This is a genomic window from Pseudomonas phenolilytica (assembly GCF_021432765.1).
Classification (GTDB): domain Bacteria; phylum Pseudomonadota; class Gammaproteobacteria; order Pseudomonadales; family Pseudomonadaceae; genus Stutzerimonas; species Stutzerimonas phenolilytica.
The window spans coordinates 2,288,323-2,312,767 of the sequence record NZ_CP058908.1 but is presented as its reverse complement, the minus strand read 5'-3'; the positions used below and the strand labels follow the sequence as shown (position 1 = coordinate 2,312,767).

The window sequence follows — 24,445 nt, the reverse complement described above, 5'->3', positions numbered from 1 at the left end:
GGTCGTGCCCTCAGATCCACAACTTCTTGACGTTACGACCGCCGAAAATCAGGTTGACCATACCGCGGGTAAACATGATGGCGGTGAACAGTGAGGTTAGAATCCCCAGCGACATCGTCACCGCAAAACCCTTGATCGGCCCGGAGCCCAGCGCAAACAGAATCCCGCCGACCAGCAGGGTGGTCAGGTTACTGTCGAGAATCGCCGAGTACGCGCGATCGAAGCCCTCATGAATCGCACGCTGAACCGAAAGCCCATTTTTCAGCTCCTCGCGAATACGCGAGTAGATGAGCACGTTCGCATCCACCGCCATGCCAAGCGTCAGCACGATACCGGCGATACCAGGCAGCGTGAGCGTGGCGCCGATGACCGACATCAGACCGACCAGCAGCACCAGGTTGAACGCCAGTGCGACAGTCGCCAGCACGCCGAAGAACTTGTAGATGAGGATGACGAAGATCGACACGAAGACCAGCGCCCACCAGGTGGACTCGATTCCCTTGTCGATGTTCTCGGCGCCCAGGCTTGGGCCGATGGTCCGCTCTTCGGCGAAATACATCGGCGCCGCGAGCCCACCGGCGCGCAGCAGCAGCGCCAGTTCGGAAGATTCACCTTGTCCGTCCAGTCCGGTAATGCGGAACTGGCTGCCCAGAGGTGACTGAATAGTCGCCAGACTGATGATCTGCTTCTCTTCCTGGAAGCTCTGCAGCATGACTTCCTGCTCCACGCCGTCGACGTTCTGTCGTACATAGCGGGTAACCGGCTTCTGCTCGATAAAAATGACCGCCATGCTGCGCCCGACGTTATTGCGGGTGGCGCGGTTCATCAGATCGCCGCCGTGACCATCGAGACGAATGTTGACCTGAGGCCGGCCGTTTTCGTCATAGCTGGCCTGAGCGTCAGTCACCTGATCACCGGTAATGATCAGGCTGCGCTCGAGCGCTACCGCCGGGCGACCTGGCTCACGAAACTCGAAGGACTCGGTAGTTGCGCGCGGTGCGTCGGGCTCGGCGGCGAGACGGAACTCGAGGCTCGCCGTCTTACCGAGGATGCGCTTGGCTTCGGCGGTATCCTGAACACCCGGCAGCTCGACGACGATTCGGTTGGCGCCCTGACGCTGGACCAGCGGCTCGGAGACGCCCAGTTCGTTGACCCTGTTACGCACGGTGGTCAGGTTCTGTTTGATCGAATACTCGCGAATTTCCGCCAGCTTGGCCTGGGTCAACGCGACGTTCAGAACCTGCTGTCCGCTACGCTCGGTGCTGGTCAGTTCGAAATCCGTGAAGTTCTTGCGTACCAGCGCCTGAACACGCCCCAGGGTTTCGCTGTCGGCAAAGCCCAGCTGGAACGCGTCGCCGCGCGACGGCAGGCTGCGATAACGAATCCGCTCCTTGCGCAGCAGTGCCTTGACCTCGCCCTCATAGACTTGCATGCGCGCGGCAACGGCCTTCTCCATGTCAACCTCGAGGAGGAAATGCACGCCACCGGACAGGTCAAGCCCGAGCTTCATCGGACTGGCGCCCAGATTGCGCAGCCATTGCGGCGTCGTCGGGGCCAGATTCAGAGCGACTACATAGTCGTCTCCCATGACCCGGCGCACGGCTTCCTTGGCCGGCAGCTGGTCCGACAGTCGCTCCAGACGCAGCAAGCCACCGCTCTCGGTAACCTCGGCGGCTTTCACCGCAATGCCAGCCTGCTTCAACGCTCCGACCGCACGATCGAGCGCGGACTGATCGACCTTTAGCGTCGTGCTGGCGCCGGTAAGCTGAATTGCCGGGTCGTCGGGATAGAGATTAGGTGCGGAATAGACCAGGCCAATAGCCAGCACTGCCAGGATCAGCAGATATTTCCACAGGGGATACTTGTTCAGCATGATGCCGCCCACTTAAAGACGCGGGGCGCCTTGCGCGCCCCGTCGTGGTATTGAATAACTCGGCTCAGATGGCCTTCAGCGTGCCTTTTGGCAACGTTGCGGCGATTGCCATTTTCTGGAACTTCAGTTCGACGTTATCGGACACCTCGACTACCACGAAGTCATCGGCAACCTTGGTGACTTTGCCTGCGATGCCACCAGAAGTGACAACTTCGTCGCCCTTCTGCAGACCGCCAATCAGGTTCTTGTGCTCTTTTGCGCGCTTGGCCTGAGGACGCCAGATCATCAGATAGAAGATGACCAGAAAACCGACCAGGAAAACCCATTCGAAACCAGTACCGGCAGGACCAGCAGCAGCCTCCTGGGCATGGGCGACGGGGATCAGAAAGCTCATGTAGCACTCCTGTTGCTTAAGATATGGATTCTAGAAATTTGTCATGCAACCGGCGGCGTTGGCATACCGCGTCGGGCATAGAAGGCGTCGACAAAGGCCGCCAATGTACCTTGTTGAATAGCGTCGCGTAAACCAGCCATCAGACGCTGATAATGTCGCAAATTGTGGATTGTATTCAGCATGCTACCGAGCATTTCACCGCACTTGTCCAGGTGATGCAGATAGGCGCGGGAGAAGTGCTGGCATGTGTAGCAATCACAACCGGCATCCAGCGGCGAGTTGTCGTGCCGGTGAATCGCATTGCGAATCTTGATCACGCCCGTGTCGGTAAAAAGATGACCATTGCGCGCATTGCGGGTCGGCATCACGCAGTCGAACATATCGACGCCACGACGAACGCCTTCGACGAGATCCTCCGGCTTGCCGACTCCCATCAGATAACGTGGTTTGTCCGTGGGCATGCGCGGCGGCAGGAAATCGAGCACACGAATCATCTCTTCCTTCGGCTCGCCCACCGACAAACCGCCGATCGCCAGACCGTCGAAGCCGATTTCGCAAAGACCGTCCAGAGAGCGCATGCGCAGCGATTCATACATGCCACCCTGGACGATGCCGAACAACGCCGCCGGACTATCGCCATGCGCGACTTTCGAACGCTTGGCCCAGCGCAGCGAAAGCTCCATTGACCGCTGCGCTGTCTCCTCGTCGGCCGGATACGGAGTGCACTCGTCAAAGATCATGACGATATCCGATCCCAATTCACGCTGGACCTGCATCGACTCTTCCGGTCCCATAAACACCTTGGCGCCATCGACAGGGGATGCGAAATACACGCCCTCCTCCTTGATCTTGCGCATCGCCCCCAGGCTGAACACCTGAAAGCCACCGGAGTCGGTCAGAATCGGCCCCTGCCATTGCATGAAATCGTGCAGATCACCGTGCTGCCTGATTACTTCAGTGCCAGGACGCAGCCAGAGGTGAAACGTGTTGCCGAGTATGATCTGCGCCCCAATACCTTCGATATCGCGCGGCAGCATGCCCTTGACCGTGCCGTAGGTACCCACCGGCATGAACGCCGGCGTTTCGACCGTTCCACGGGGAAACGTCAGTCGACCCCGGCGCGCCTTGCCGTCGGTGGCAAGCAACTCGAACGACATGTGACAGATGCGACTCATTGGTTTTCCTCGGGTCCGCGCGCAGCCTGGTTGCGCGTTATGAACATGGCGTCGCCGTAACTGAAGAAGCGATAGCCCTCCCGCACCGCCTCGGCATAGGCCGCCATCGTTTCGCGATAGCCGGCAAAAGCCGCCACGAGCATCAACAGCGTGGACTCTGGCAGGTGAAAATTGGTTACCAGCGCGTCCACCACATTAAAGGGCTTGCCGGGATAGATGAAGATATCGGTATCGCCACTGAACGGCCGCAGCTCGCCGCTGCGCGCAGCCGTTTCCAGCGACCGCACGCTGGTGGTCCCCACCGCGATGACTTTGCCACCTCGCGCGCGGCAGGCAGCCACCGCATCGACCACCTCCTGGCTCACCTCCAACCATTCCTGGTGCATGTGATGATCTTCGATTCGCTCGACACGCACCGGCTGGAAGGTCCCGGCGCCGACATGCAGGGTGACAAACGCGGTTTGCACGCCCTTGTCCCGCAACGCCGCAAGCAGCGCCGTATCGAAATGCAGACCGGCCGTAGGTGCCGCAACGGCTCCGGCATGCTGTGCGTAGACGGTCTGGTAACGTTCCCGGTCCGCCTGCTCGTCGGCACGATCTATATAAGGAGGCAAAGGCATGTGTCCAACCCGCTCGAGCAATGGCAACACTTCTTCGCTGAAGCGCAGCTCGAACAGCGAATCATGCCGTGCCACCATCACCGCTTCGCCGCCGCCGTCCAGAACGATTACGCTTCCGGCCTTGGGAGATTTGCTGGCCCGCACATGCGCGAGCACGCGATGACTGTCGAGCACCCGCTCGACGAGTATCTCAAGCTTGCCGCCAGACGCCTTGCGCCCAAACAAACGCGCAGCAATCACCCGAGTATTGTTGAACACCATCAGATCGCCGGACCGCACATATTCAAGCAGATCGACAAAGCGGCGATGCGCCAGATCGCCTGTCTCTCCATCGAGCACCAGCAGGCGACTCGCACGGCGCTCCGCCAGAGGGTGGCGAGCGATTAGAGAATCTGGGAGTTGAAAAGAGAAATCAGAGACTTGCATGGTTTTGGCGGGATATTGGCGGGGCGCAAAGCTTAGCGGAAAGACTCCCCAATCGCTACGTCAGCGATTGACCACTCAACCGCTCATCCCTATACTGCGCCGCCACTGTGCCTCGATGGCGGAATCGGTAGACGCAGCGGATTCAAAATCCGCCGCTGGCGACAGCGTGAGAGTTCGAGTCTCTCTCGGGGCACCATTCATTGCCGACGGCCACGGTCCGCGGCAGCACCATGTCATCCTGATCGGCAGAAACTTTCGGCAAACGAACCAACTGCGCCAGGTCGGAACGACAGCGAAACGATCATTGCGATCTGCAAAGCTTCATCCGGACAGCAACACGATCCGAAGCGTCACAAGTCGGCATTCAGTTCATGCTCTTCGCACGCAGAACCCAGGCGCGCTTGAAAGCAACAGCATCGACTTGGCATCACTCTACATCGCATGAATATGCATCGCCGAAGAGGCACTTTCACATGACTTTGAGGGGTTGGCATTCCCCGACAAGTTATCGTAGAGTGTGCCCACTGTGTTTGCATGGGTCGCTGTTGAATCGTGACCTGGTGCAGTAGATCTTCAGATCCGCTCTCCGCTCGACTCTCTTACTCTTTGCAACCAGTTCCAGCTTTCCTGCGCCATTGCAGGAGGCAATTCTACTTTTGAGTTTCAAGGATACAAAGACATGTCGAATCGTCAGAACGGTACCGTCAAGTGGTTTAACGACGAGAAAGGTTTTGGTTTCATCACTCCCGAGAGCGGTCCGGATCTGTTCGTGCACTTCCGCGCGATCGAAGGCAACGGCTTCAAGAGCCTGAAAGAAGGCCAGAAAGTCAGCTTCATCGCCGTGCAAGGTCAAAAGGGCATGCAGGCTGATCAGGTTCAGATTCTGGGCTGAGTCACCGCTCCGAAAAGCCCCTGATGGCAACATCAGGGGCTTTTTTATGCGTGCAATTCCGTAGAATGCGCGCCTTGTACCAACCACCAGGATTCGAGATGAGCCGACACCTGCTCAGCCCGCAGGGCCAGTTCCCCGCCGCCAGTCTGATACGCCGCCTCGCCGCCATGTTCTACGACAGCCTGCTGTGTATCGCATTGATGATGGTGGTGACCCTGTTCTACCAACAGGTGCTGCTGCGACTGTTCTATGGGAGCGAACAACTCAAGGCCGTGGCCGACGCTGGCGGCCTGGATATCGACCCACTGCTTTCGACGCTACTGATGTTCAGCCTGTTCGCCTTCTTCGCCAAGTTCTGGACCCACAATGGCCAGACGCTCGGCATGCAGGTCTGGGGTATCCGCATCCAGAACAAGGACGGCACGGCCATCGACCTGTGGCAGGCTCTGCTGCGTTTTCTGATCGCGATCATGTCCTGGCTGAGCCTGGGACTGGGGCACCTCTGGATGCTCTGGGACAAGGACAAACGTACCTGGCAGGACATTTACTCGGAAAGCCAGGCCGTACAGTTGCCGAAAAACATTCACAAGAAGTAAGCCGAAGGCGGAACAGGCTTCAGACCAGCCCCCTGTCGAGCCAACGGCTCAAGCGGCGGAATCGATCTGAACATGAGCACTCAATGCGCCCCGCCGCTTGAAGCCAGTTCCACCACTCATCCCGCCCGCCGCAACAGCCATACACCGATCAGCGCACAAACTCCCGCCGGCAGTGCGACCGCCAGCAACGGCGAGAAGCCAAACACCTGACTCGCCGGCCCGAGCAGATCCTGAATGATGCGGAAGACGAATCCGACCACCACGCCGGTGAAGATGCGCTGCCCCAGCGTCACCGAGCGCAGCGGGCCGAAGATGAACGAGATTGCGAGGAGCACCAGTGCAACAGTCACGGCGGGCTGCAGCACCTTCGTCCAGAATGCCAGCCAGTAACGGCCGTTGTTGAGCCCCTGATCCGCCAGGTAATGGATGTAACGCCACAAACCGGTGATCGACAGCGACTCCGGGGCCACCACCACGATCCCCAGCAGTTGCGGCGTCAGCTGCACATCCCAGCGCTCTTCGCTCGCCTGCGCTACTTCGGTGTGATCGCCGCGAAAATGCGTGGTCGCAATGTTGCTCAGCAACCAGTGATCATTCTGGTAGCTGGCGCGCTTGGCGAAACTGGCCGACAGCAAACGTCGCTCATCGTCGAAACGGTAGCGCGTCACCCCAACCAGCACGCCCCCCGGCTGCACGGCATTGACGTGCACGAACTCGTTTTCCTGTCGATGCCAGAGGCCGCGCTTGCTGCTCTGCGCCTCGCCCGCACCCTGCGCCAGCGAACGGCGGGCCTGGGCGATGTCTTCGGTCCAGGGCGCCGCGTATTCACCGATCAGTACGCCGACCAGCAGCAGAACGAGAGTCGGCTTCATAACCGCCACGACGATCCGGCCGAGCGAAATGCCGGCGGCGCGCATCACGGTCAACTCGCTGCTGCTGGCCAGCGTACCCAGCCCGATCAGACAGCCGATCAGCGCCGCCATCGGCAGCATCTCGTAGAGCCGGCGCGGCGAGGTCAGCAGCACATACTCCAGCGCATCCGCCAGACCGTATCCACCCTCGACATCGCCCAACTCGTCGATGAAGGCAAACAGGAGGGCCAGGCCGACGATAATGCCCAAAACGGTCAGAATCGCCAGAAAGACATGGATCGCGATGTATCGATCGAGCTTAACCATGCACCACCCCCGGCGCCGCGCGACGCTTCTTCAACCTCAGCATCAACGGCTCCCAGTACAACATCAGCAGACCTATCGCGAAAAACAGCCCGTGCACCCACCACAAACCGAGTGCCATTGGAATTCGCCCCTTGTCGAGCGCTCCGCGCACAGCGATGAGCAGCGCCAGATATGTCATGTAAAGCAGGATCGCTGGCAGCAGCTTGAGGAAACGCCCCTGACGCGGGTTGACGCGAGCCAGCGGCACAGCAAGCAAGGTCACGACAAATACCAGCACCGGCATGGACAGGCGCCACTGCAATTCGGAGCGATGACGCAGGTTGTCGCTACCAAGCAGCTCCCGCGTCGGCATAGCCTCGCGCTCGCTCAGCTCGACGGCCACCTGCGGCTTGGGCAGCAGCACACCGTAGGTGTCGTACTGGATGGCGCGATAGTCCGCCTGCCCGGGATTGCCGTCGTAGCGAAAGCCATTCTCCAGAATCAAGTAACGGCTGCCGTCAGGCTGGATTTCCTGTCGCCCGCTTTCCGCCACCAGCACGGAAACCCCACGCGCCTGTCCCGAACGGGCCGAAGTGTTGGTCTCGGAAATGAATACCCCTGCCAACTCGCTGCGGTCGGCCGATAGCTCGCGCGTATAGGTTACCCGCGAACCATCGCGCAGGTTCTGAAAACGCCCCGGCACCAGGGTGTCGAACTCGGTCAGCGAATCCTGCTGATTGAGGATCCGGTCCACTTCGGCAATGCCCTGCGGCGCAAGCCCAAGGCTCAGCCAGCCGACCAGCGCAGCCACCAGGGCCGCCGGCGCCAGACTGTACAGCAGCAGGCGACGCTGGCTCATCCCGGTGGCGGAGAGCACCGTCATTTCGCTATCGAGATACAGCCTTCCATACGCCAGCAATATTCCGAGAAACAGGCCGAGCGGCAGAATCAACTGCAGGAAGCCTGGCAGACGGAATCCCATGATCAACAGCAGCACGCTCGGATCGAGCAACCCCTGAGCAGCCTGGGCCAGGTACTTGATGAAGCGCCCACTCATGATGATCACCAGCAGCACGGCGCTGACTGCGCTCACGGTGACCAAAAGCTCGCGGGACAGATAACGAAAGACGATCAAACCGGACACTCCAGGGTTGTCAGGCTCCGACGGCTACGCTCAAACTAGCCGCCAGTTGCCGGTTCGCCGAGATAGGCCATTGAAATGGCAGCACATCCGCCGTCAACAGCCGGCAGGCGAACCACCGGAAAAATTGGCCTGGCATTATCCTGCAAACCCGACTTTTTGTCTTGGGGACTCCCGTCATGGAATTCGTTGTAAAGACCGCGAAAGCTTCCGCGCTGAAAACCGCCACGCTGGTTCTGCCAGTCGGTGAAGGGCGCACCCTCGGCGAAACGGCCCAGGCCGTCGATATCGCCAGTGGCGGTGTCATCGGCTCGATCCTCAAGCGCGGCGATCTCGACGGCAAGGTCGGGCAGACGCTGCTGCTGCACAGCGTGCCGAATCTGAAGGCCGAACGCGTGCTACTGCTCGGCGTCGGCAAGAACAACGAGCTGGACACCCGCCAGTGGCGCAAGGCGCTCGGTGCCGCTGCCGGCGTACTGAAGAGCCTCGGCGGTGCCGATGCGGCATTCGCCGTGCAGGATGTGCAGGTCAAGGGGCGCGACACTTACGCCAAGGTCCGCCTGCTGGCTGAGCTGCTCGCTGACAGCGCCTACGTGTTCGAACGCTTCAAGAGCAAGAAAGCCGACCCGCGCGCACTGAAGAAAATCATCCTGCTCTGCGACAAGTCACAGCAGGACGACATCGAGCGCGCGGCCCGTCACGCCTCAGCCATCGCTTCGGGCATGGCGTTGACCCGCGACCTCGGCAACCTGCCGCCGAATCTGTGCCACCCGAGCTTCATGGCCGAGCAGGCGCGGCAGCTCGGTAAATCCTTCAAGGGTTTGAAGGTGGACGTGCTCGATGAGAAGAAGCTGCGGGATCTGGGCGCCGGTGCGTTCCTCGCCGTAGCCCAAGGCAGCGAGCAACCGGGCTGCATCGTGGTCATGCAGTACAACGGCGGAGCCAAGGGCGAGCAGCCCTACGCGCTGGTCGGCAAGGGCATCACCTTCGACACCGGCGGCATCAGCCTCAAGCCGGGCCTGGGCATGGACGAGATGAAGTACGACATGTGCGGCGCCGCCAGCGTGCTCGGGACCTTCCGTGCAGTCCTCGAGCTCCAGCTGCCGATCAACCTCGTCGGCCTGCTCGCCTGCGCGGAGAACATGCCCAGCGGCAAGGCCACCCGTCCCGGCGATATCGTCACCACCTTGAGCGGTCAGACCGTCGAGATCCTCAACACCGACGCCGAAGGTCGCCTGGTGCTCTGCGATACGCTGACCTATGCCGAGCGCTTCAAGCCGCGCGCGGTGATCGATGTCGCCACCCTCACCGGTGCCTGCATCGTCGCGCTGGGTAGCCACACCTCGGGGCTGCTCGGCAACGATCAGGAACTGGCGCAGCAGCTGCTCGGCGCCGGCGAGCAGGCCGGCGACCGCGCCTGGCAGCTGCCGTTGTTCGACGAGTATCAGGAGCAACTGGACAGCCCCTTCGCCGACATCGCCAACATCGGCGGGCCGAAGGCCGGCACCGTCACCGCGGCCTGCTTCCTGTCGCGCTTCACCAAGCAGTATCCCTGGGCGCATCTGGACATCGCCGGCACCGCCTGGATCAGCGGTGGCAAGGAAAAGGGCGCGACCGGTCGCCCGGTCCCGCTGCTGACCCAGTACCTGCTGGACAGGGCCCTCTGAAATGCCCTCCCGCCCGCGTACGCCCACCTGCCGGAGCGGCTTGCCGCGCGCCGGCAGTGACGGAACGCACCGATGACCCGCATCGAGTTCTACGTGCTGCCCGACGACAATCCGCTCGGGCGCCTGCGCGCGGCCTGCCAGCTGGCCGCCAAGGGCTGGCAGCACGGCCTGCCGGTGTTCATCCGCTGTCACGACGCCGCACAATGCCAGCAGCTCGACGAGCTGCTATGGAGTTTTCGCACGGAGCGCTTCATCCCTCACGAGCACTACGCGGACGATCCCCAGGCACCGGTGGTCCTCGGCCTCGAGCAGGCGCCGGCGCAGCCGCAAAGCCTGTTGATCAACCTAGCGACGACGCTGTCGCCGCACGTCGATCAGTTCAGCCGAATCATTGAGATCGTCAACCAGGAACCGGACCTGCTGACGGCCTGCCGGGACAACTTCCGCCTCTACCGACGGCACGGTTACGACCCCAGGCGGGTCGAACTGTAGACCGCTGGAAGCTCAAGCCCGGAAATTCGCCATGACGCCTAAATCCCCCGACAAACCTGCTCAGTTGCTCGACGACCTGGAGTCCATCCGTGCCCTGCTCGGCGACCAGGATCCGCCCCTGCTGACCGAACAGCTGGACCCAGCCAGCATTCCCCTGCTCTCGGATGTCGTAGCCCGCCCACCTGCACCTCAGCCTGTTGCCACGCTGCAGCCCGAACGGCGCGAGCCGGCGGCACGGGCCGCTTTCCGCTCGCTGGCCGAACGACACCTGGACCACGAGTTGCGCATGGCGGCTAATCTCATTCTGCAGGAGGTGATCGACGATTTCGTCCCGCAGATCGAGGCCGAGCTGAAGCGTCGCCTCGAACGTCGCGTGGACGAACTGGTGCGTACGCCCAAGAACTAGCACGCCGCGCCGCAACGATTCCTGCGCTGACGCCTAGCCCGGATGCGATTTGGCTTTATACTCGCCCGTTTTTCCGATCAGCCGTTCTAAGGGTCCCGCCGCATGGACAAGACCTACCAGCCGCACGCCATCGAGACTTCCTGGTACCAGACCTGGGAATCGAACAACTATTTCGCGCCGCAGGGTTCCGGCGAGCCCTACACCATCATGATCCCGCCGCCGAACGTCACCGGCAGCCTGCACATGGGGCACGGTTTCAACAACGCGATCATGGATGCGCTGATCCGCTGGCGCCGCATGCAGGGCCGCAACACCCTGTGGCAGCCGGGCACCGACCACGCGGGCATCGCCACGCAGATGGTGGTCGAGCGCCAGCTGGGCGCGCAGGGCGTCAGCCGCCACGATCTGGGCCGCGAGAAATTCCTGGAAAAGGTCTGGCAGTGGAAGGAAGAATCCGGCGGCAACATTACCCGTCAGATCCGTCGTCTGGGATCTTCGGTGGACTGGTCGCGCGAGCGCTTCACCATGGACGAGGGTCTGTCCGAGGCAGTCAAGGAAGCCTTTGTGCGCTTGCACGAGGATGGTCTGATCTACCGCGGCAAGCGCCTGGTCAACTGGGACACCAAGCTGCACACCGCCATTTCCGATCTGGAAGTGGAGAACCACGACGAGAAAGGCCACCTCTGGCACCTGCGCTATCCGCTGGCTGACGGTGCGCGCACCGCGGACGGCAAGGATTACCTGGTGGTCGCCACCACCCGCCCGGAAACCATGCTCGGCGATGCCGCCATCGCCGTACATCCCGAGGACGAGCGCTACAAGAACCTGATCGGCCGCCACGTCATGCTGCCGCTGGTCAACCGCCTGATCCCGATCATCGCCGACGACTATGTCGACCTCGAATTCGGCACCGGCTGCGTGAAGATCACTCCGGCCCACGACTTCAACGACTACGAAGTCGGCAAGCGCCACCACCTGCCGCTGATCAACATCTTCGACCAGAACGCCTGCGTGCTGGCCCGCGCCCAGGTGTTCGATATCGACGGCTCGGTCAACGACAAGGTCGACGGTAGCCTGCCAGACGGCTATGCGCACATGGACCGCTTCGATGCGCGCAAGGCCATCGTCGCCGAGTTCGAGGCGATGAGCCTGCTGGAGAAGATCGACGACCACGCACTGAAAGTGCCGCGCGGCGACCGCTCCGGTACCATCATCGAGCCGTGGCTGACCGACCAGTGGTACGTCTCCACCAAGCCGCTGGCCGAAAAGGCCATCGCTGCGGTGGAGAACGGCCAGATCCAGTTCGTACCCAAGCAGTACGAGAACATGTACTTCAGCTGGATGCGCGATATCCAGGACTGGTGCATCAGCCGCCAGCTGTGGTGGGGCCACCGCATCCCGGCCTGGTACGACGAGGCGGGCAACGTCTACGTCGGCCGTGACGAAACCGAAGTGCGCAAGCGCTACGAAATCCGCAACGATGAACCGCTACGCCAGGACGAGGACGTGCTGGACACCTGGTTCAGCTCCGGGCTGTGGACCTTCTCCACCCTCGGCTGGCCGCAGCAGACCGAATTCCTCAAGACCTTCCACCCTACGGACGTGCTGGTCACCGGCTTCGACATCATCTTCTTCTGGGTCGCCCGGATGATCATGCTCTCGACCCACCTGACCGGGCAGATTCCGTTCAAGACCGTCTACGTCCATGGTCTGGTGCGCGACGGCCAGGGCCAGAAGATGTCCAAGTCCAAGGGTAACGTGCTCGACCCGCTGGACATCGTCGACGGCATCACCCTCGACGAACTGCTGCAAAAACGCACCAGCGGCATGATGCAGCCCAAGCTGGCCGAGAAGATCGCCAAGCAGACCCGCGCCGAGTTCCCGGAAGGTATCGCCAGCTACGGCACCGACGCGCTGCGCTTCACCTTCTGCTCGCTGGCCTCCACCGGCCGCGACATCAAGTTCGACATGGGCCGCGTCGAGGGCTACCGCAACTTCTGCAACAAGCTGTGGAACGCCGCCAACTTTGTCTTCGAGAACACCGAGGGCAAGGACACCGGCGTAAACGGCGAGCCCGTCGAGCTGTCGGCGGTGGACCGCTGGATCATCTCCACCTTGCAGCGCACCGAGGCCGAAGTCACCCGCCAGCTGGAAGCGTTCCGCTTCGACCTGGCCGCTCAAGCACTCTACGAGTTCATCTGGGACGAGTACTGCGCCTGGTACCTGGAGCTGGTCAAGCCTTTGCTGTGGGACGAGTCCGCCAGTATCGAACGCCAGCGCGGCACCCGCCGCACCCTGGTGCGCGTGCTGGAAACCTCGCTGCGTCTGGCGCATCCGTTCATGCCGTTCATCACCGAGGAAATCTGGCAGCGTGTCGCACCGCTGGCCGGCAAGTCGGGCCCGACATTGATGTTGCAGCCGTGGCCGGAGTTCGATCCGTCGCGCCTGGACGAAGATGCCGAAGGCGACATCGAGTGGATCAAAGCCTTCATGCTCGGCATCCGCCAGATTCGCGGCGAAATGAACATCTCGATGGCCAAGCGCATCGACGTGGTGCTGAGCAACGCCGCGCCGCTCGACCTGCGTCGACTGGCCGATAACGAGCCGCTGCTGAAGAAGCTGGCCAAGCTGGAAACCGTGCGCACCCTCGCCGCGGGCGAGGAAGCGCCGCTGTCGGCCATCGCCCTGGTTGGCGATCTGCAGGTGCTGGTGCCGATGGCTGGGCTGATCGACAAGGATGCCGAACTGGCGCGGCTGGACAAGGAGATCGCGCGGCTGGACGGCGAGGTCAAGCGCGTCGGCGGCAAGCTGTCCAACGCCGGCTTCGTCGACAAGGCGCCGCCAGAGGTGATCGACAAAGAACGCGCCAAGCTGGCCGAGGCCGAACAGGCCAAGGCCCGTCTGGTCGAGCAGCGCGAGCGCATTGCCACGCTGTAAGCGCAAGGCCGGCATCGATGCCGGCCTTTTGTTATCGATGATCTTGATTGATCGCAACGCATCGCCGGCGACGAGCAGCCATCATGTCGCCGCCATATTCGAACAAAAAACTGACAGAGCCGCATAACGCTTCACGTCAGCGAATCCCGCCTGTAACGCCAGCCTTCGATTCCGATCGGTGCATGTCGTCTGCGCGCGTTGTTCAGCTGCAGAAGCCGCCGCCAAGCGTCTGTCGATGCTGTGCCGGTTGCTCATTCGGCGACCGGTACCTTTCCAGATGGGAGCTTTTCTGCGATGTACGCACTCATGGCCGTGGTATTCGTCATCGGTTATCTCTGCATAGCCTTCGAACATCCACTGAGAATCGACAAGGCAGCCGCCGCCTTGCTCACCGCGGTGCTGACCTGGACCGTGTTGGTCCTGGGGGCCGATGAGATTCTGCCGCTGCTGCAGCCTGGCACCCATGACCCGGCGGATTCGTCGGCCACGGTGGTCGAAGCCCTGCGCCATCATCTCGGCGAAATCTCGGAGATCCTGTTCTTTCTGCTCGGCGCGATGACCATTGTCGAGCTGATCGACTCCCATGAAGGCTTCAAGGTCATCACCGACCGCATCCAGACGCGCAAGCGCGTGCACCTGCTGTGGATCGTCGGGCTGATCACCTTCTTTCTCTCCGCGGTGCTGGACAACCTCACCACCACCATCGTCATGGTCTCGCTGTTGCGCAAACTGATCCGCGGGCGCCCCGAGCGCTGGCTCTACGTCGGTATCGTGGTGATCGCCGCCAACGCCGGAGGCGCCTGGTCGCCGATCGGCGACGTGACCACCACGATGCTGTGGATCGGCACGCAAATTTCCGCAGGCGGCATCATCACCGGCCTGTTCGTGCCCAGTCTGGTCTGCCTGCTGGTGCCGCTGCTGATTCTCAGCTTCCGTCTGCGCGGCGAAGCTCCACGGCCGCGGGCGCGGGCACACCTGGCGGAGCAACAGCCACCGGCCACCACGGTGTTCGAGCGCAATCTGGTACTGGGCCTGGGTCTTGGCTCGCTGCTGTTCGTCCCGATCTTCAAGACCATCACCCACCTGCCGCCGTACATGGGCATTCTCTTCGGCCTCGGCCTGCTGTGGATCACCACCGAATACATCCATCGCGGCAAGAACGATGAACACAAGCACCCGCTTTCGGTGGTCGGCGTGCTGCGCAAGGTCGATACACCCAGCGTGCTGTTCTTCCTCGGCATTCTGCTGGCGGTTTCCAGCCTCGCCACGGCTGGCCATCTGACCCAGGTGGCCGAAGGGCTGCGCCAGTCGCTGGGCAACATCTATGCGATCAACTATGCCATCGGGCTGCTGTCGGCAATCGTCGACAACGTGCCGCTGGTGGCCGGCGCCATGAAAATGTACCCGCTGGTCAGCCCCGAGATGCTTGCCGCAGCCGCGCCGGATGAATCCGGCTGGCTGTCGCAGTTCCTCACCGACGGCACCTTCTGGGAGCTGCTCGCCTACTGCGCGGGTACTGGCGGCAGCAGCCTGATCATTGGCTCTGCGGCGGGCGTCGCGGCGATGGGCATGGAGAAGATCAGCTTTACCTGGTATCTCAAGCGGGTCAGCCTGCTCGCGTTCCTCGGTTACACCGCCGGTGCGGTGACCTACATCGGCATGCTCGCGCTGACCTGACGATCACTCGCGACCAACTCATCCGAGGCATTGCAACCCGCAATGCCTCGGACAAGAGGCTCCTCCATGACCACCAGCAAGACCAGAACCAGCTTCTACCGCCGACTCTACGTCGCCTGGCTGATCGACAGTGGCGCCGCCACCAGCGTCCCGGCGCTGATGACAATCACCGGCATGCCGCGCCGCACTGCGCAGGACACTCTCGCCGCGCTGGCCGAGCTGGACATCGACTGCCACTTCGAGCAGGACGACGGCGAACGACACAACGCCGGCCATTACAGCATCCGCGACTGGGGTGCCATCGACCGCCGCTGGATCGAGCGCAACCTGCCGCGCCTCAAATCCGTTCTCGGCTATCCCTGACTCTCCATGAACGGCGATCTGCTGTTGGTTCTGGGCCTGCTGGCCATCTGCGTCGGGCTGTTCATCGCCAACCGTCCGCGCATGGATGTGGTCGCGCTGCTGGCGATGGTCGCCCTGCCGCTGTCCGGCGTGCTGACCATCGACGAGGCGCTGGCCGGCTTCAGCGACCCCAGCGTACTGCTGATCGCCGCGCTGTTCGTCATCGGCGACGGGTTGGTGCGTACCGGCATCGCCTACCGCCTGGGCGATTGGCTGATGCGCCGCGCTGGCAGCAGCGAGAGCCGGCTGCTGATTCTGCTGATGCTGGCCGTGGCGGGGCTCGGCTCGGTGATGAGCTCCACCGGCGTGGTGGCGATCTTCATTCCCGTGGCGCTCGGCATCGCCGCGCGCATGCAGCTGTCGCCGCGACGGCTGATGATGCCGCTGGCATTCGCCGGTTTGATCAGCGGCATGCTGACGCTGGTCGCCACGCCGCCGAACATGGTGGTGCACAGCGAATTGCGTCGTGCCGGCCTGGACGGCTTCGCCTTCTTCGACTTCGCGCCCATCGGCCTCGCCATCCTGTTGCTCGGCATCGGCTACATGCTGCTGGCGCGCCGCTGGCTGGGCGGCAATGACCGGCATGAACAGCCGCGACCGCGCCTGACGCTGGCCGACCTGGCCCAGGCCTACTGCCTCGACGAGCGCGAGCGGCGGTTACGCGTCAAGCCCGGTTCGATCCTCGGCGACCGCGTGCTGGACGAGCTGGAGCTGCGCAAGCAGTACGGCATCAACGTGATCGCCATCGAACGCCAGCACCGCTTTCGCAAGCTGTTGCTGATGGCTACCGGCAATACCGAGCTGCTCGTCGGCGACGTGCTGCTGGTCGATCTGGCCAGCCCGGCGATCGGCCTGCTCGGTGCCTTCGACGAACTCGGCCTGGAGCCTCTGCAGCTGTCGCGCTCCTATTACGCCGATCATTCGCATGAGCTGGGCCTGGCCGAGGTCGCGCTGCCACCCGATTCGAGCCTGCCAGGCAAGACGATCCAGCAGCTGGGCTTTCGCAGTCATCACAAGCTCAACGTGGTCGGCCTGCGGCGCAATCACCAGGCGCTGCGTGGTCTGCTGGTGGACGAGAAGCTCAAGCCAGCCGATACCCTGCTGGTCGCCGGCAGCTGGAAGCACATCCACCGTCTGCAGGGCCTGAGTCGCGACTTCCTGGTGCTCAGCTTGCCGGCGGAGGTGGATGACGTGGCGCCCGCCGCCCGCCGGGCGCCGTTCGCCCTGTTAAGCCTGGCGGCGATGGTGGCGCTGATGGTCAGCGGCCTGGTGCCGAACGTGCTGGCAGCGCTGATCGGCTGCCTGCTGATGGGGCTGTTGCGCTGCATCGACATGGACAGCGCCTACAAGGCCATTCACTGGCAGAGCCTGATTCTGATCGTCGGCATGCTGCCCTTCGCCCAGGCGCTGCAGAAAACCGGTGGCATCGCCCTGGCCACCAGCGGGCTGATCGGCCTACTGGGCGACGCCGGGCCGTATGCGCTGCTGGCCTGCCTGTTCGTGCTCACCGCCGTGATCGGGCTGTTCATCTCCAACACGGCGACCGCCGTGCTGATGGCGCCGATTGCGCTGTCGGTGGCCGAACAGTTGGGGGCGTCGCCCTATCCCTTCGCCATGACCGTCGCGCTGGCCGCCTCGGCCGCCTTCATGACGCCCGTCTCTTCACCGGTGAACACCCTGGTGCTGAATCCCGGGCATTACCGCTTCACCGATTTCGTGCGCATCGGCGTGCCCTTCACGCTGCTGGTGATGCTGGTCTCGCTGCTGCTGGTGCCGTTGCTGTTCCCATTCCAGGGCTGATGGCCGGCAATAAGTGGCATGGTCGCCGGCGCCGTGGGCGGTTACTCTCGGCCTCCCATACCAACAAGAAATCCCCCATGTCGCACCGCCCTGCCCTGTTCCCGGTTCTGCTCGCCGGCGCCACGCTGCTGCTGGTCGTCCACGGCCTCGGTCGCTTCGTCTACACCCCCCTGCTGCCCTGGTTGGTGGAAGATGGCCTGCTCAGCGTGCAGCAGGGCGCCAGCATCGCCAGCTGGAACTACCTTGGTTATCTGATCGGCGCGCTGCTCGCGTTGCGCTGGCACCGCGTTGCGCAGATTCGCCGCAGCCTGCCCTGGGCACTGGCGCTGCATCTGCTCAGCGCACTGCTGCAAACCCAGGCGCAATCGCCCGATGCGCTCGCCGCGCTGCGTCTGGCCAACGGCATCGCCAACGGCCTGGTGTTCGTGCAGGCGCCATCGTTGATTCTCGAGTGGCTGGCTCGCCATCAGCGCGCGTCGTCCAGCGGCCTTGTCTATCTGGGCGTCTGCGTCGGGCTGATCGTCTCCAGTCTGCTGGTCAGCCTGAGCGATGGACTGCTGCAGGGTGCCGAGCGCTGGTGGCCGGCGGCGCTGCTGTCGCTGCCGCTGGCCTGGTGGGGCTGGCGCCAGCTGGCGAAGCTGGATCTGCCGAACGAAACGCCGGCCGGCGATCCGGCCACGGCACCCAGCGGCCGGCTGTTCGACCGGGCCAGCACGCCGCTGTTCCTCTCCTATGCCGGCGCCGGCATGGGCTACATCCTGCCGATGACCTTCCTGCCGATGATCGCGAGATTGCAGGTCGAGCCCGGCGATTTCCTCATCGATGGCAGCTGGTTGGTGGTCGCCCTGTCGACCCTGCCTTCGCCTTGGCTGTGGAACCGCCTGGGCGTGCGCCTTGGCGACGATATCGCACTGCGTCTGAGCTACTTGATGCAACTGCTCGGCGTGCTGGCGGTGCTGCTGTTACCCGGCGCGAGCGGCATCCTGCTCTGCGCGGTGCTGGTCGGTGGCACCTTCCTCGGCACCGTGCTGCTGACCCAGCGCCTGGCGCGTACGCTGCATCCGCATCAGGGGCCGCGCCTGTCCGCGGCGCTGATTGCCCTGTACGGCCTGACCCAGCTCGCCGCGCCCTGGCTGACCAGCCTCTGGATGGGTGTCGGCGGCAGCCTGCACAGCGCCTTCTGGCTCGGCGCCGGCGCGCTGCTCTGGGGCTTGCTATGGATGCTGGCGGTGCCGCGCCGGCGGTGAAACCTGTGGGACAATGCGCGCCCCGTTCGCAGCGATTCGTCCCACCATGTCCGTCCGCAAACCCAAGGCCCCGGCCAGCGCCAAGCCCGACCGCCCGCTCCTGCATCCGCGCAACCGCCACAGCGGGCGCTACGATTTCCCTGCGCTGATCGCCGGCTGCCCGGCGCTGGCCGACTTCGTCATCGTCAATCCGTACGGCAAGCAGAGCATCGATTTCGCCGACCCGGCCGCGGTGAAGGTATTCAACCGCGCGCTGCTCAAGCAGTTCTACGGGATCGAGCACTGGGACATCCCAGCCGGCTACCTGTGCCCGCCCGTACCCGGGCGCGCCGACTACCTGCACGGCCTGGCCGACCTGCTGGCCGCCGACAACGCCGGAAGCATTCCGCGCGGCCGGCAGATCCATGCGCTGGATATCGGCACCGGGGCCAACTGCATCTATCCGCTGATCGGCCACTGCGAGTACGGCTGGCGCTTCACCGGCTCGGATATCGACACCGTCGCACTGAACACCGCGCAGACGATCGTCGCGGCGAACCGGCTGAGCGACGCCATCGAGCTGCGCCGGCAGCCTGATCGCCGGCACATCTTCCAGGGTCTGCTGCAGGCGAACGAGCGCTTCGATCTCAGCCTGTGCAACCCGCCGTTTCATGCCTCGGTCAGCGAAGCGACGGCCGGCAGCCAGCGCAAATGGCGCAACCTCGGCAAGCTCGACCCCAAGCGCAAGCTGCCCGTGTTGAACTTCGGCGGACAGGCAGCGGAGCTGTGGTGCGAGGGCGGTGAGGCGGCGTTCATCGCCCGGCTGGCCGAGGAAAGCGTGGCGGTCAGCCAGCAGATCTGCTGGTTCAGCACGCTGGTCTCGAAAGGCGGCAACGTCGCCCCGCTGCAGGCCAGGCTGCGCAGGCTAGGGGCGCGGGAGGTACGGACGCTGGACATGGCCCAGGGCCAGAAGCGCAGCCGCTTCGTGGCATGGACCTTTCTCGACGTGGATCAGCGTGCGCAATGGCGCGCACGGCGTGGGTTACAACAACAGGCCTGATCGGGCGGCGATCAGACCACCAGATCCCAAAGCTGCTTGTTCTTCAGCGCCAGCGTCTGGATGTAGCGCGGTTCACCGTTGATTTCTTCCAGCTCGGTCATGCCGGCCAGTTCGCCCACCACGCGATAGCGCTTGCCGGCGCGCTTGTCCTGCAAAGGATAGAGCTTGGCGATGTGCTGGGCGAGTTCGGTGAGGGTGGTCATGTGTGGGCTCCATAAAACTGCGTGCAGCAGCTTTTTACAGTGCTTTGATTACGGTTCTGCGACAGAGATTGCCGCCTCGCTCGTTGGAACCCGACAACGGCGATTTGATTCCGTACACGCGGCGATTTTTTCCGAACGGCGGCGAACCGCTCAACAAATCCCCATTCCCAGCTGCAGCAGCGCCAAACCGCCACGCTGCCAGCCGAGCCACGCCAGCAGGAGCAGACCGCCGAGCAGCGCGGCCAGCACCACGGCGAATCCCAGCCGGCGCATCACCCACCCGCCTGCGCGGCGCGCAGCCGCGCCACCGGCTGCTCGCGGATCGGCCAGTTCAACGCCGCCGCCATCAGGCTGAGGGCGATCGCGATCTGCCAGACCAGGTCGTAACTGCCGGTACGGTCGTACAGCCAGCCGCCCAGCCAGCCACCGAAGAACGAACCGATCTGATGGAACAGGAAGGCAATCCCGCCGAGCATCGACAGATTGCGCACGCCGAACATCGTCGCCACCGTGCCGTTGGTCAGCGGCACCGTGGACAGCCACAGCAACCCCATCGCGACACCGAACGCATAGGCGCTCCACACGCTCAGCGGTGCCAGCAGAAACGCGCTGATCACCACCCCACGAATCAGATACAAGGCCGCCAGCAAGCGCGGTTTCGAATAGCAGCTGCCCAGCCAACCGGCGGTGTAGGTGCCGACGATATTGAACAGCCCGACCAGCGCCAGCACCGTGGTGCCGACCTGCGCCGGCAGGTGCTGATCGACCAGATAGGCCGGCAAATGCACGCCGATGAATACCACCTGGAAGCCGCAGACGAAGAATCCCAGCGCCAGCAGGCGAAACCCGGAATGCCCGACCGCCTCACGCAGCGCCTCGCCAAGCGACTGCTGCGCGCCCGGCGGCACCGGCGCCTGGCGGTCGCCGCGCATCATCGCCGCCAGCGGCACGATCAGCGCGATCAGCAGCCCCAGCGCCAGCAGCGCCGAGGACCAGCCCAGCCACTCGATCAGCCCGAGGCTGCCCGGCAGCATGATGAACTGGCCGAACGAACCGGCCGCGGCGGCGATGCCCATCGCCATGCTGCGCTTCTCCATCGGCACGGCACGCCCCACCGCCCCGAGAATCACCGAGAAGGAGGTTCCCGAAAGCCCCAGGCCGATCAGCACACCGGCACTCAGGCTCAGCGCCAGCGGTGTGTCCGCACTGGCCATCAGCACCAGGCCGATCGCATAGAGAATGCCGCCGACCAGCACCGCGCGCGCGACGCCGAAGCGATCGGCCAGCGCGCCGGTGACCGGCTGCGCCAGCCCCCAGATCAGGTTCTGCAGCGCGATGGCAAAGGCGAATACCTCACGCCCCCAACCGAACTCCGCGCTCATCGGCGGCAGGAACAGGCCAAAGCCATGCCGCACACCGAGCGACAGCGCGAGGATCAACGAGCTGCCGAGCAGCATCCAGCCGCAGGTACGCCATGCCGAAGTCATCAGTGTTCATTCCTTGGGAAAAGACGGCCAGTTTACTCAGTGCTCCCCCTAGCGCCGCAACTGCTCATCGGACTGTCCCGCTCGGTTAAACTGCAGCTGTTCTGCCCCTCCCTGAATGAGTAGCCCATGCCGATTCGCCACTGCATTGTTCATCTGATCGAGAAAAAGCCCGACGGCAGCCCTGCCGTGCTCCATGCGCGCGACTCCGAGCTAGGCGCCTCGCAGGCGATGGAAAACCTGCTGGCCGACCTCAACGAGAGCTACAACGCCAAGCAGGGCAAGGCCTGGGGCTATTTCCACGAGGAGTCCGGTGCCTACCCGTTCAGCGGCTGGCTGGGCCAGTACCTGGACCAGGCGAGCGACTTCACCGCGTTCAGCCGCCAGGCGGTCGAGCACCTGCAGAAGCTGATGGAAGAATCCAACCTTTCCACCGGCGGCCACGTGCTGTTCGCCCACTACCAGCAAGGCATGACCGACTACCTGGCCATCGCCCTGCTGCATCACAGCGAAGGCGTGACCGTCACCGACGCGCTGGACGTGGCGCCGGCCCGACACCTCGACCTCGGCCAGTTGCACCTCGCCGCGCGCATCAACATTTCCGAGTGGCAGAACAACAAGCAGTCCCGGCAGTACATCTCCTTCATCAAGGGCAAGAACGGCAAGAAGGTTTCGGAATACTTCCGCGACTTCATCGGCTGCCAGGAAGGCGTCGATGCGCCGGGCGAGACCCGCACGCTGCTCAAGGCGTTCAGCGATTTCGTCGAAAGTGAGGACCTGCCCGAAGAGCAGGCCCGCGAGAAAACCAGCGCACTGGTCGACTATGCCAGCACGCAGGCCAAGCTCGGTCAGCCGATGACCCTCGAAGAGCTGTCCGGGGTGATCGACGAGGACCGCCCGAAGGCGTTCTACGACCACATCCGCAACAAGGACTACGGGCTGTCGCCGGAGATTCCGCCGGACAAGCGCACCCTGAACCAGTTTCGCCGCTTCACCGGGCGCGCCGAGGGTCTGTCGATCAGCTTCGAGTCGCACTTGCTGGGCTCGAAGATCGAGTACGACGAGGCGCGCGACATGCTGATCATCCGCCAGTTGCCGACGCAGCTGAAAGACCAGCTCAAACGCCGCAAGGACTGATCACCCGAGGCCCCTCATGTCGCGCCTGCCCGATGCCATTCTCGATGATTGCCTGTGCAACCCAGCGGCGCCGCTGGCCGGCGACCCCGCCCGTCAGTACGGTCTGGACAAGGCGCAGGCACAGGCGCAACTGCTCACGCTCAAGGGCTGGCTGCGCGAACGGCTGACCATGCTCTGGGCCAATCGCCACGCTGCCTTGCTGCTGGTGCTGCAAGGCCCCGACTGCGCCGGCAAGAATGGTGTCATTCGTCGCGTACTGAGCGGGCTCGACCCGCTGGCGCTGGCCGCCAGCAGCTTCCAGGCGCCGAATGCCGAGGAGCGCGCGCACGACTTCCTCTGGCGCTATCGGCGGCGTCTGCCCGCGCCCGGCACGCTCGCCATCTTCGACCGCAGCTATTACGAGGCACTGGTCAGCGACCTGCGCGACGGCCTGTGCGAGACCGCCGATTTGGCGCCGCGGCAGGCGGCGATCCGCGCGCTGGAAGAGGAACTGCCGAGCCTGCACATCCGCCCGCTGAAGTGCTACTTGCAGATTTCCTGCGCCGAGCAGAAGCGCCGCCTGCATCAGCGTCTGGAGCAGCCGAACAAGCGCTGGAAGCTGAGCGCCAGCGATCTCGACGATCACCGCGACTTCGCCCACCGCGAGGCGCGCTGGGCCGAGGTGCTCGCCGCCAGCCATCTGCCGAACGCACCCTGGTATGTGATCCCCGCCGATCATCGCTGGCTGCGCGACCTGCTCGTCGCCAGCCTGCTCGCCCGGGAGCTTGAACAGCTGGCACAGGATTGGCCGCAGCGGCCGGCGCCCTTCAGCGCCGACGATCTGCAAGGCATTGCGTGCGAACCCCGGCGCTGACCGCGCTGGGCTGGCTGCTGGCCAGCCTCGTCGCCCCGGCTGCCGCGCAGGAGCAGGCGCCCGGCCTGTCCGCGCAGGCGCTGCGCTTCACCGTGGCCAATGCCGAATTCACCCTGATGCACGAAATGGGGCATCTGCTGATCAGCGAACTCGGCCTGCCCGTGCTCGGCCGCGAGGAAGATGCCGCCGACCAGCTCGGTTTCATGGGGCTGTTTCTGCTGCACGACCGCCAGCATGACGCCGCGTTCTACGCCAAGCTGATGGACGTCGCCGACTACTGGCGGCTGGAATGGCGCAACGCCGAGCGCAACGGCGACGGTATCGCGCTCTGGGACAGCCATGCGCTGGATGCGCAGCGCTTCTACAACATCGCCTGCCTGGCCTACGGCAGCGACCCGGACCGGCTCGACTGGGTGCTCGACGTCAGCGGGCTGCCGGCCGAGCGCGCGCTCTACTGCCCCGAGGAATACCAGCAGGTAGCGCACGCCGTGCGCTGGCTGCGCGAGCGCCTGCAACCGCCGGCGCCCGGCACACCGCGGCATCGGATCGCCGTGGTCTACGACGATCCGCCGGGCCATCTGGCGGACGCGGCGGCGCTGCATCAAAAAATCCGCGCCAGCGGCGAGCTGGAAGCGGTGGCGCGCAAGGCGAGCGAGGCCTTCGACCTGCCGCGCGACCTCACGCTGCGCATGACCACCTGCGGCGCGCCCGACGCCTGGTTCAACCGCATCAGCGGCGAACTGACGCTGTGCTACGAGCGCGTCGCCTATTTCCGCGATCTGGCCGCCCAGCTGCCCGCCGAACGCGCACCGCAACCTGCCCGCTGA

The 24,445-nt window shown here is 63.7% G+C and carries 23 protein-coding genes and 1 tRNA gene; 15 read left to right on the top strand and 9 right to left on the bottom strand.

Annotated features, from left to right (window positions below):
• Window positions 1-10: 10 nt before the first annotated feature.
• The 4 genes from secD to queA all read right to left on the bottom strand — a co-directional run bounded on the left by secD (window position 11) and on the right by queA (window position 4,488).
• Window positions 11-1,873 (bottom strand): protein translocase subunit SecD, encoded by a 1,863-nt coding sequence (gene secD / locus HU825_RS11185; RefSeq protein WP_043296160.1) that lies wholly within the window; start codon window positions 1,871-1,873, stop codon window positions 11-13.
• A gap of 64 nt (window positions 1,874-1,937) precedes the next feature.
• The gene (gene yajC / locus HU825_RS11180; protein WP_043296158.1) at window positions 1,938-2,267 is read right to left on the bottom strand and encodes a preprotein translocase subunit YajC; all 330 of its coding nucleotides are present in this window, start codon (window positions 2,265-2,267) and stop codon (window positions 1,938-1,940) included.
• Between the two features lie 41 nt (window positions 2,268-2,308).
• On the bottom strand, window positions 2,309-3,424 hold the full coding sequence (gene tgt, locus HU825_RS11175) for a tRNA guanosine(34) transglycosylase Tgt (RefSeq protein ID WP_175415081.1): 1,116 nt from the start codon (window positions 3,422-3,424) through the stop codon (window positions 2,309-2,311).
• Between the two features lie 14 nt (window positions 3,425-3,438).
• Window positions 3,439-4,488 (bottom strand): tRNA preQ1(34) S-adenosylmethionine ribosyltransferase-isomerase QueA, encoded by a 1,050-nt coding sequence (gene queA / locus HU825_RS11170; protein WP_054093813.1) that lies wholly within the window; start codon window positions 4,486-4,488, stop codon window positions 3,439-3,441.
• 109 nt (window positions 4,489-4,597) lie between these two features.
• On the opposite strand from queA, the gene HU825_RS11165 reads away from it, so the two are divergent.
• The 3 genes from HU825_RS11165 to HU825_RS11155 all read left to right on the top strand — a co-directional run bounded on the left by HU825_RS11165 (window position 4,598) and on the right by HU825_RS11155 (window position 5,976).
• Window positions 4,598-4,684, top strand: a tRNA-Leu gene (locus HU825_RS11165).
• 483 nt (window positions 4,685-5,167) lie between these two features.
• Window positions 5,168-5,380, top strand: a complete 213-nt coding sequence (locus tag HU825_RS11160) for a cold-shock protein (protein ID WP_003246255.1) — start codon at window positions 5,168-5,170, stop codon at window positions 5,378-5,380.
• 98 nt (window positions 5,381-5,478) lie between these two features.
• Window positions 5,479-5,976 carry an RDD family protein gene (locus HU825_RS11155; RefSeq protein WP_043296155.1) on the top strand — a complete coding sequence of 166 codons (498 nt, stop codon included), beginning with the start codon at window positions 5,479-5,481 and terminating at the stop codon, window positions 5,974-5,976.
• Window positions 5,977-6,092: 116 nt separating this feature from the next.
• Here HU825_RS11155 and lptG read toward each other — a convergent pair whose 3' ends face one another.
• Together lptG and lptF are read right to left on the bottom strand one after the other, a co-directional pair.
• Window positions 6,093-7,154 carry an LPS export ABC transporter permease LptG gene (gene lptG, locus HU825_RS11150; protein ID WP_054093812.1) on the bottom strand — a complete coding sequence of 354 codons (1,062 nt, stop codon included), beginning with the start codon at window positions 7,152-7,154 and terminating at the stop codon, window positions 6,093-6,095.
• A complete protein-coding gene (gene lptF, locus HU825_RS11145; protein ID WP_054093811.1) occupies window positions 7,147-8,268 on the bottom strand; it encodes an LPS export ABC transporter permease LptF in 1,122 nt (373 codons plus the stop codon). Before lptF ends, lptG begins: the two co-directional genes overlap by 8 nt.
• A gap of 185 nt (window positions 8,269-8,453) precedes the next feature.
• Between lptF and HU825_RS11140 the strand changes: the two genes are divergently transcribed.
• The 9 genes from HU825_RS11140 to rlmF all read left to right on the top strand — a co-directional run bounded on the left by HU825_RS11140 (window position 8,454) and on the right by rlmF (window position 19,941).
• Complete coding sequence (locus HU825_RS11140; RefSeq protein ID WP_234302041.1) at window positions 8,454-9,941, top strand: leucyl aminopeptidase; 1,488 nt, start codon at window positions 8,454-8,456, stop codon at window positions 9,939-9,941.
• 72 nt (window positions 9,942-10,013) lie between these two features.
• Window positions 10,014-10,433 carry a DNA polymerase III subunit chi gene (locus tag HU825_RS11135; protein WP_008568077.1) on the top strand — a complete coding sequence of 140 codons (420 nt, stop codon included), beginning with the start codon at window positions 10,014-10,016 and terminating at the stop codon, window positions 10,431-10,433.
• A 31-nt stretch (window positions 10,434-10,464) separates the two neighbouring features.
• Window positions 10,465-10,839, top strand: coding sequence for a DNA polymerase III subunit chi (locus HU825_RS11130; protein WP_077683510.1), 375 nt, complete (start codon window positions 10,465-10,467; stop codon window positions 10,837-10,839).
• Window positions 10,840-10,941: 102 nt separating this feature from the next.
• Window positions 10,942-13,776 carry a valine--tRNA ligase gene (locus tag HU825_RS11125; protein ID WP_234302040.1) on the top strand — a complete coding sequence of 945 codons (2,835 nt, stop codon included), beginning with the start codon at window positions 10,942-10,944 and terminating at the stop codon, window positions 13,774-13,776.
• A 294-nt stretch (window positions 13,777-14,070) separates the two neighbouring features.
• Complete coding sequence (gene nhaD, locus HU825_RS11120) at window positions 14,071-15,453, top strand: sodium:proton antiporter NhaD (protein WP_234302039.1); 1,383 nt, start codon at window positions 14,071-14,073, stop codon at window positions 15,451-15,453.
• A gap of 66 nt (window positions 15,454-15,519) precedes the next feature.
• A complete protein-coding gene (locus tag HU825_RS11115; protein ID WP_077683512.1) occupies window positions 15,520-15,816 on the top strand; it encodes a winged helix-turn-helix domain-containing protein in 297 nt (98 codons plus the stop codon).
• A 6-nt stretch (window positions 15,817-15,822) separates the two neighbouring features.
• On the top strand, window positions 15,823-17,655 hold the full coding sequence (locus HU825_RS11110) for an SLC13 family permease (RefSeq protein WP_234302038.1): 1,833 nt from the start codon (window positions 15,823-15,825) through the stop codon (window positions 17,653-17,655).
• Between the two features lie 77 nt (window positions 17,656-17,732).
• A complete protein-coding gene (locus tag HU825_RS11105) occupies window positions 17,733-18,902 on the top strand; it encodes a YbfB/YjiJ family MFS transporter (protein ID WP_102827302.1) in 1,170 nt (389 codons plus the stop codon).
• Window positions 18,903-18,948: 46 nt separating this feature from the next.
• Window positions 18,949-19,941: a 23S rRNA (adenine(1618)-N(6))-methyltransferase RlmF gene (gene rlmF, locus HU825_RS11100; protein ID WP_234302037.1), complete on the top strand. Its 993-nt coding sequence runs from the start codon at window positions 18,949-18,951 to the stop codon at window positions 19,939-19,941.
• Between the two features lie 11 nt (window positions 19,942-19,952).
• Here rlmF and HU825_RS11095 read toward each other — a convergent pair whose 3' ends face one another.
• From HU825_RS11095 to HU825_RS11090, 3 genes are all read right to left on the bottom strand, one after another.
• Entirely contained in the window at window positions 19,953-20,144 is a 192-nt protein-coding gene (locus tag HU825_RS11095) for a hypothetical protein (RefSeq protein ID WP_234302036.1), read from the bottom strand.
• Window positions 20,145-20,294: 150 nt separating this feature from the next.
• Window positions 20,295-20,417 (bottom strand): hypothetical protein, encoded by a 123-nt coding sequence (locus HU825_RS18775; protein WP_256055286.1) that lies wholly within the window; start codon window positions 20,415-20,417, stop codon window positions 20,295-20,297.
• The gene (locus HU825_RS11090; RefSeq protein WP_234302035.1) at window positions 20,417-21,631 is read right to left on the bottom strand and encodes an MFS transporter; all 1,215 of its coding nucleotides are present in this window, start codon (window positions 21,629-21,631) and stop codon (window positions 20,417-20,419) included. The genes HU825_RS18775 and HU825_RS11090 overlap by 1 nt, the downstream gene beginning before the upstream one ends.
• A 126-nt stretch (window positions 21,632-21,757) precedes the next feature.
• On the opposite strand from HU825_RS11090, the gene yejK reads away from it, so the two are divergent.
• Genes yejK through HU825_RS11075 form a run of 3 tightly spaced genes read left to right on the top strand, consistent with a single transcriptional unit; the run spans window position 21,758 to window position 24,445 of the window.
• Entirely contained in the window at window positions 21,758-22,765 is a 1,008-nt protein-coding gene (yejK, locus tag HU825_RS11085) for a nucleoid-associated protein YejK (protein ID WP_003288253.1), read from the top strand.
• Between the two features lie 16 nt (window positions 22,766-22,781).
• Window positions 22,782-23,618: a polyphosphate kinase 2 family protein gene (locus HU825_RS11080; RefSeq protein ID WP_054093804.1), complete on the top strand. Its 837-nt coding sequence runs from the start codon at window positions 22,782-22,784 to the stop codon at window positions 23,616-23,618.
• Window positions 23,600-24,445 carry a DUF4344 domain-containing metallopeptidase gene (locus tag HU825_RS11075; RefSeq protein ID WP_003288251.1) on the top strand — a complete coding sequence of 282 codons (846 nt, stop codon included), beginning with the start codon at window positions 23,600-23,602 and terminating at the stop codon, window positions 24,443-24,445. Before HU825_RS11080 ends, HU825_RS11075 begins: the two co-directional genes overlap by 19 nt.

Excerpts from the sequence above, each read along its gene's own strand:
- secD (WP_043296160.1), bottom strand. The coding sequence starts at position 1,873 with ATGCTGAACAAGTATCCCCTGTGGAAATATCTGCTGATCCTGGCAGTG.
- yajC (WP_043296158.1), bottom strand. The coding sequence starts at position 2,267 with ATGAGCTTTCTGATCCCCGTCGCCCATGCCCAGGAGGCTGCTGCTGGT.
- tgt (WP_175415081.1), bottom strand. The coding sequence starts at position 3,424 with ATGTCGTTCGAGTTGCTTGCCACCGACGGCAAGGCGCGCCGGGGTCGA.
- queA (WP_054093813.1), bottom strand. The coding sequence starts at position 4,488 with ATGCAAGTCTCTGATTTCTCTTTTCAACTCCCAGATTCTCTAATCGCT.
- HU825_RS11160 (WP_003246255.1), top strand. The coding sequence starts at position 5,168 with ATGTCGAATCGTCAGAACGGTACCGTCAAGTGGTTTAACGACGAGAAA.
- HU825_RS11155 (WP_043296155.1), top strand. The coding sequence starts at position 5,479 with ATGAGCCGACACCTGCTCAGCCCGCAGGGCCAGTTCCCCGCCGCCAGT.
- lptG (WP_054093812.1), bottom strand. The coding sequence starts at position 7,154 with ATGGTTAAGCTCGATCGATACATCGCGATCCATGTCTTTCTGGCGATT.
- HU825_RS11140 (WP_234302041.1), top strand. The coding sequence starts at position 8,454 with ATGGAATTCGTTGTAAAGACCGCGAAAGCTTCCGCGCTGAAAACCGCC.
- HU825_RS11135 (WP_008568077.1), top strand. The coding sequence starts at position 10,014 with ATGACCCGCATCGAGTTCTACGTGCTGCCCGACGACAATCCGCTCGGG.
- HU825_RS11130 (WP_077683510.1), top strand. The coding sequence starts at position 10,465 with ATGACGCCTAAATCCCCCGACAAACCTGCTCAGTTGCTCGACGACCTG.
- HU825_RS11125 (WP_234302040.1), top strand. The coding sequence starts at position 10,942 with ATGGACAAGACCTACCAGCCGCACGCCATCGAGACTTCCTGGTACCAG.
- nhaD (WP_234302039.1), top strand. The coding sequence starts at position 14,071 with ATGTACGCACTCATGGCCGTGGTATTCGTCATCGGTTATCTCTGCATA.
- HU825_RS11115 (WP_077683512.1), top strand. The coding sequence starts at position 15,520 with ATGACCACCAGCAAGACCAGAACCAGCTTCTACCGCCGACTCTACGTC.
- HU825_RS11110 (WP_234302038.1), top strand. The coding sequence starts at position 15,823 with ATGAACGGCGATCTGCTGTTGGTTCTGGGCCTGCTGGCCATCTGCGTC.
- HU825_RS11105 (WP_102827302.1), top strand. The coding sequence starts at position 17,733 with ATGTCGCACCGCCCTGCCCTGTTCCCGGTTCTGCTCGCCGGCGCCACG.
- rlmF (WP_234302037.1), top strand. The coding sequence starts at position 18,949 with ATGTCCGTCCGCAAACCCAAGGCCCCGGCCAGCGCCAAGCCCGACCGC.
- HU825_RS11095 (WP_234302036.1), bottom strand. The coding sequence starts at position 20,144 with ATGACCACCCTCACCGAACTCGCCCAGCACATCGCCAAGCTCTATCCT.
- HU825_RS18775 (WP_256055286.1), bottom strand. The coding sequence starts at position 20,417 with ATGCGCCGGCTGGGATTCGCCGTGGTGCTGGCCGCGCTGCTCGGCGGT.
- HU825_RS11090 (WP_234302035.1), bottom strand. The coding sequence starts at position 21,631 with ATGACTTCGGCATGGCGTACCTGCGGCTGGATGCTGCTCGGCAGCTCG.
- yejK (WP_003288253.1), top strand. The coding sequence starts at position 21,758 with ATGCCGATTCGCCACTGCATTGTTCATCTGATCGAGAAAAAGCCCGAC.
- HU825_RS11080 (WP_054093804.1), top strand. The coding sequence starts at position 22,782 with ATGTCGCGCCTGCCCGATGCCATTCTCGATGATTGCCTGTGCAACCCA.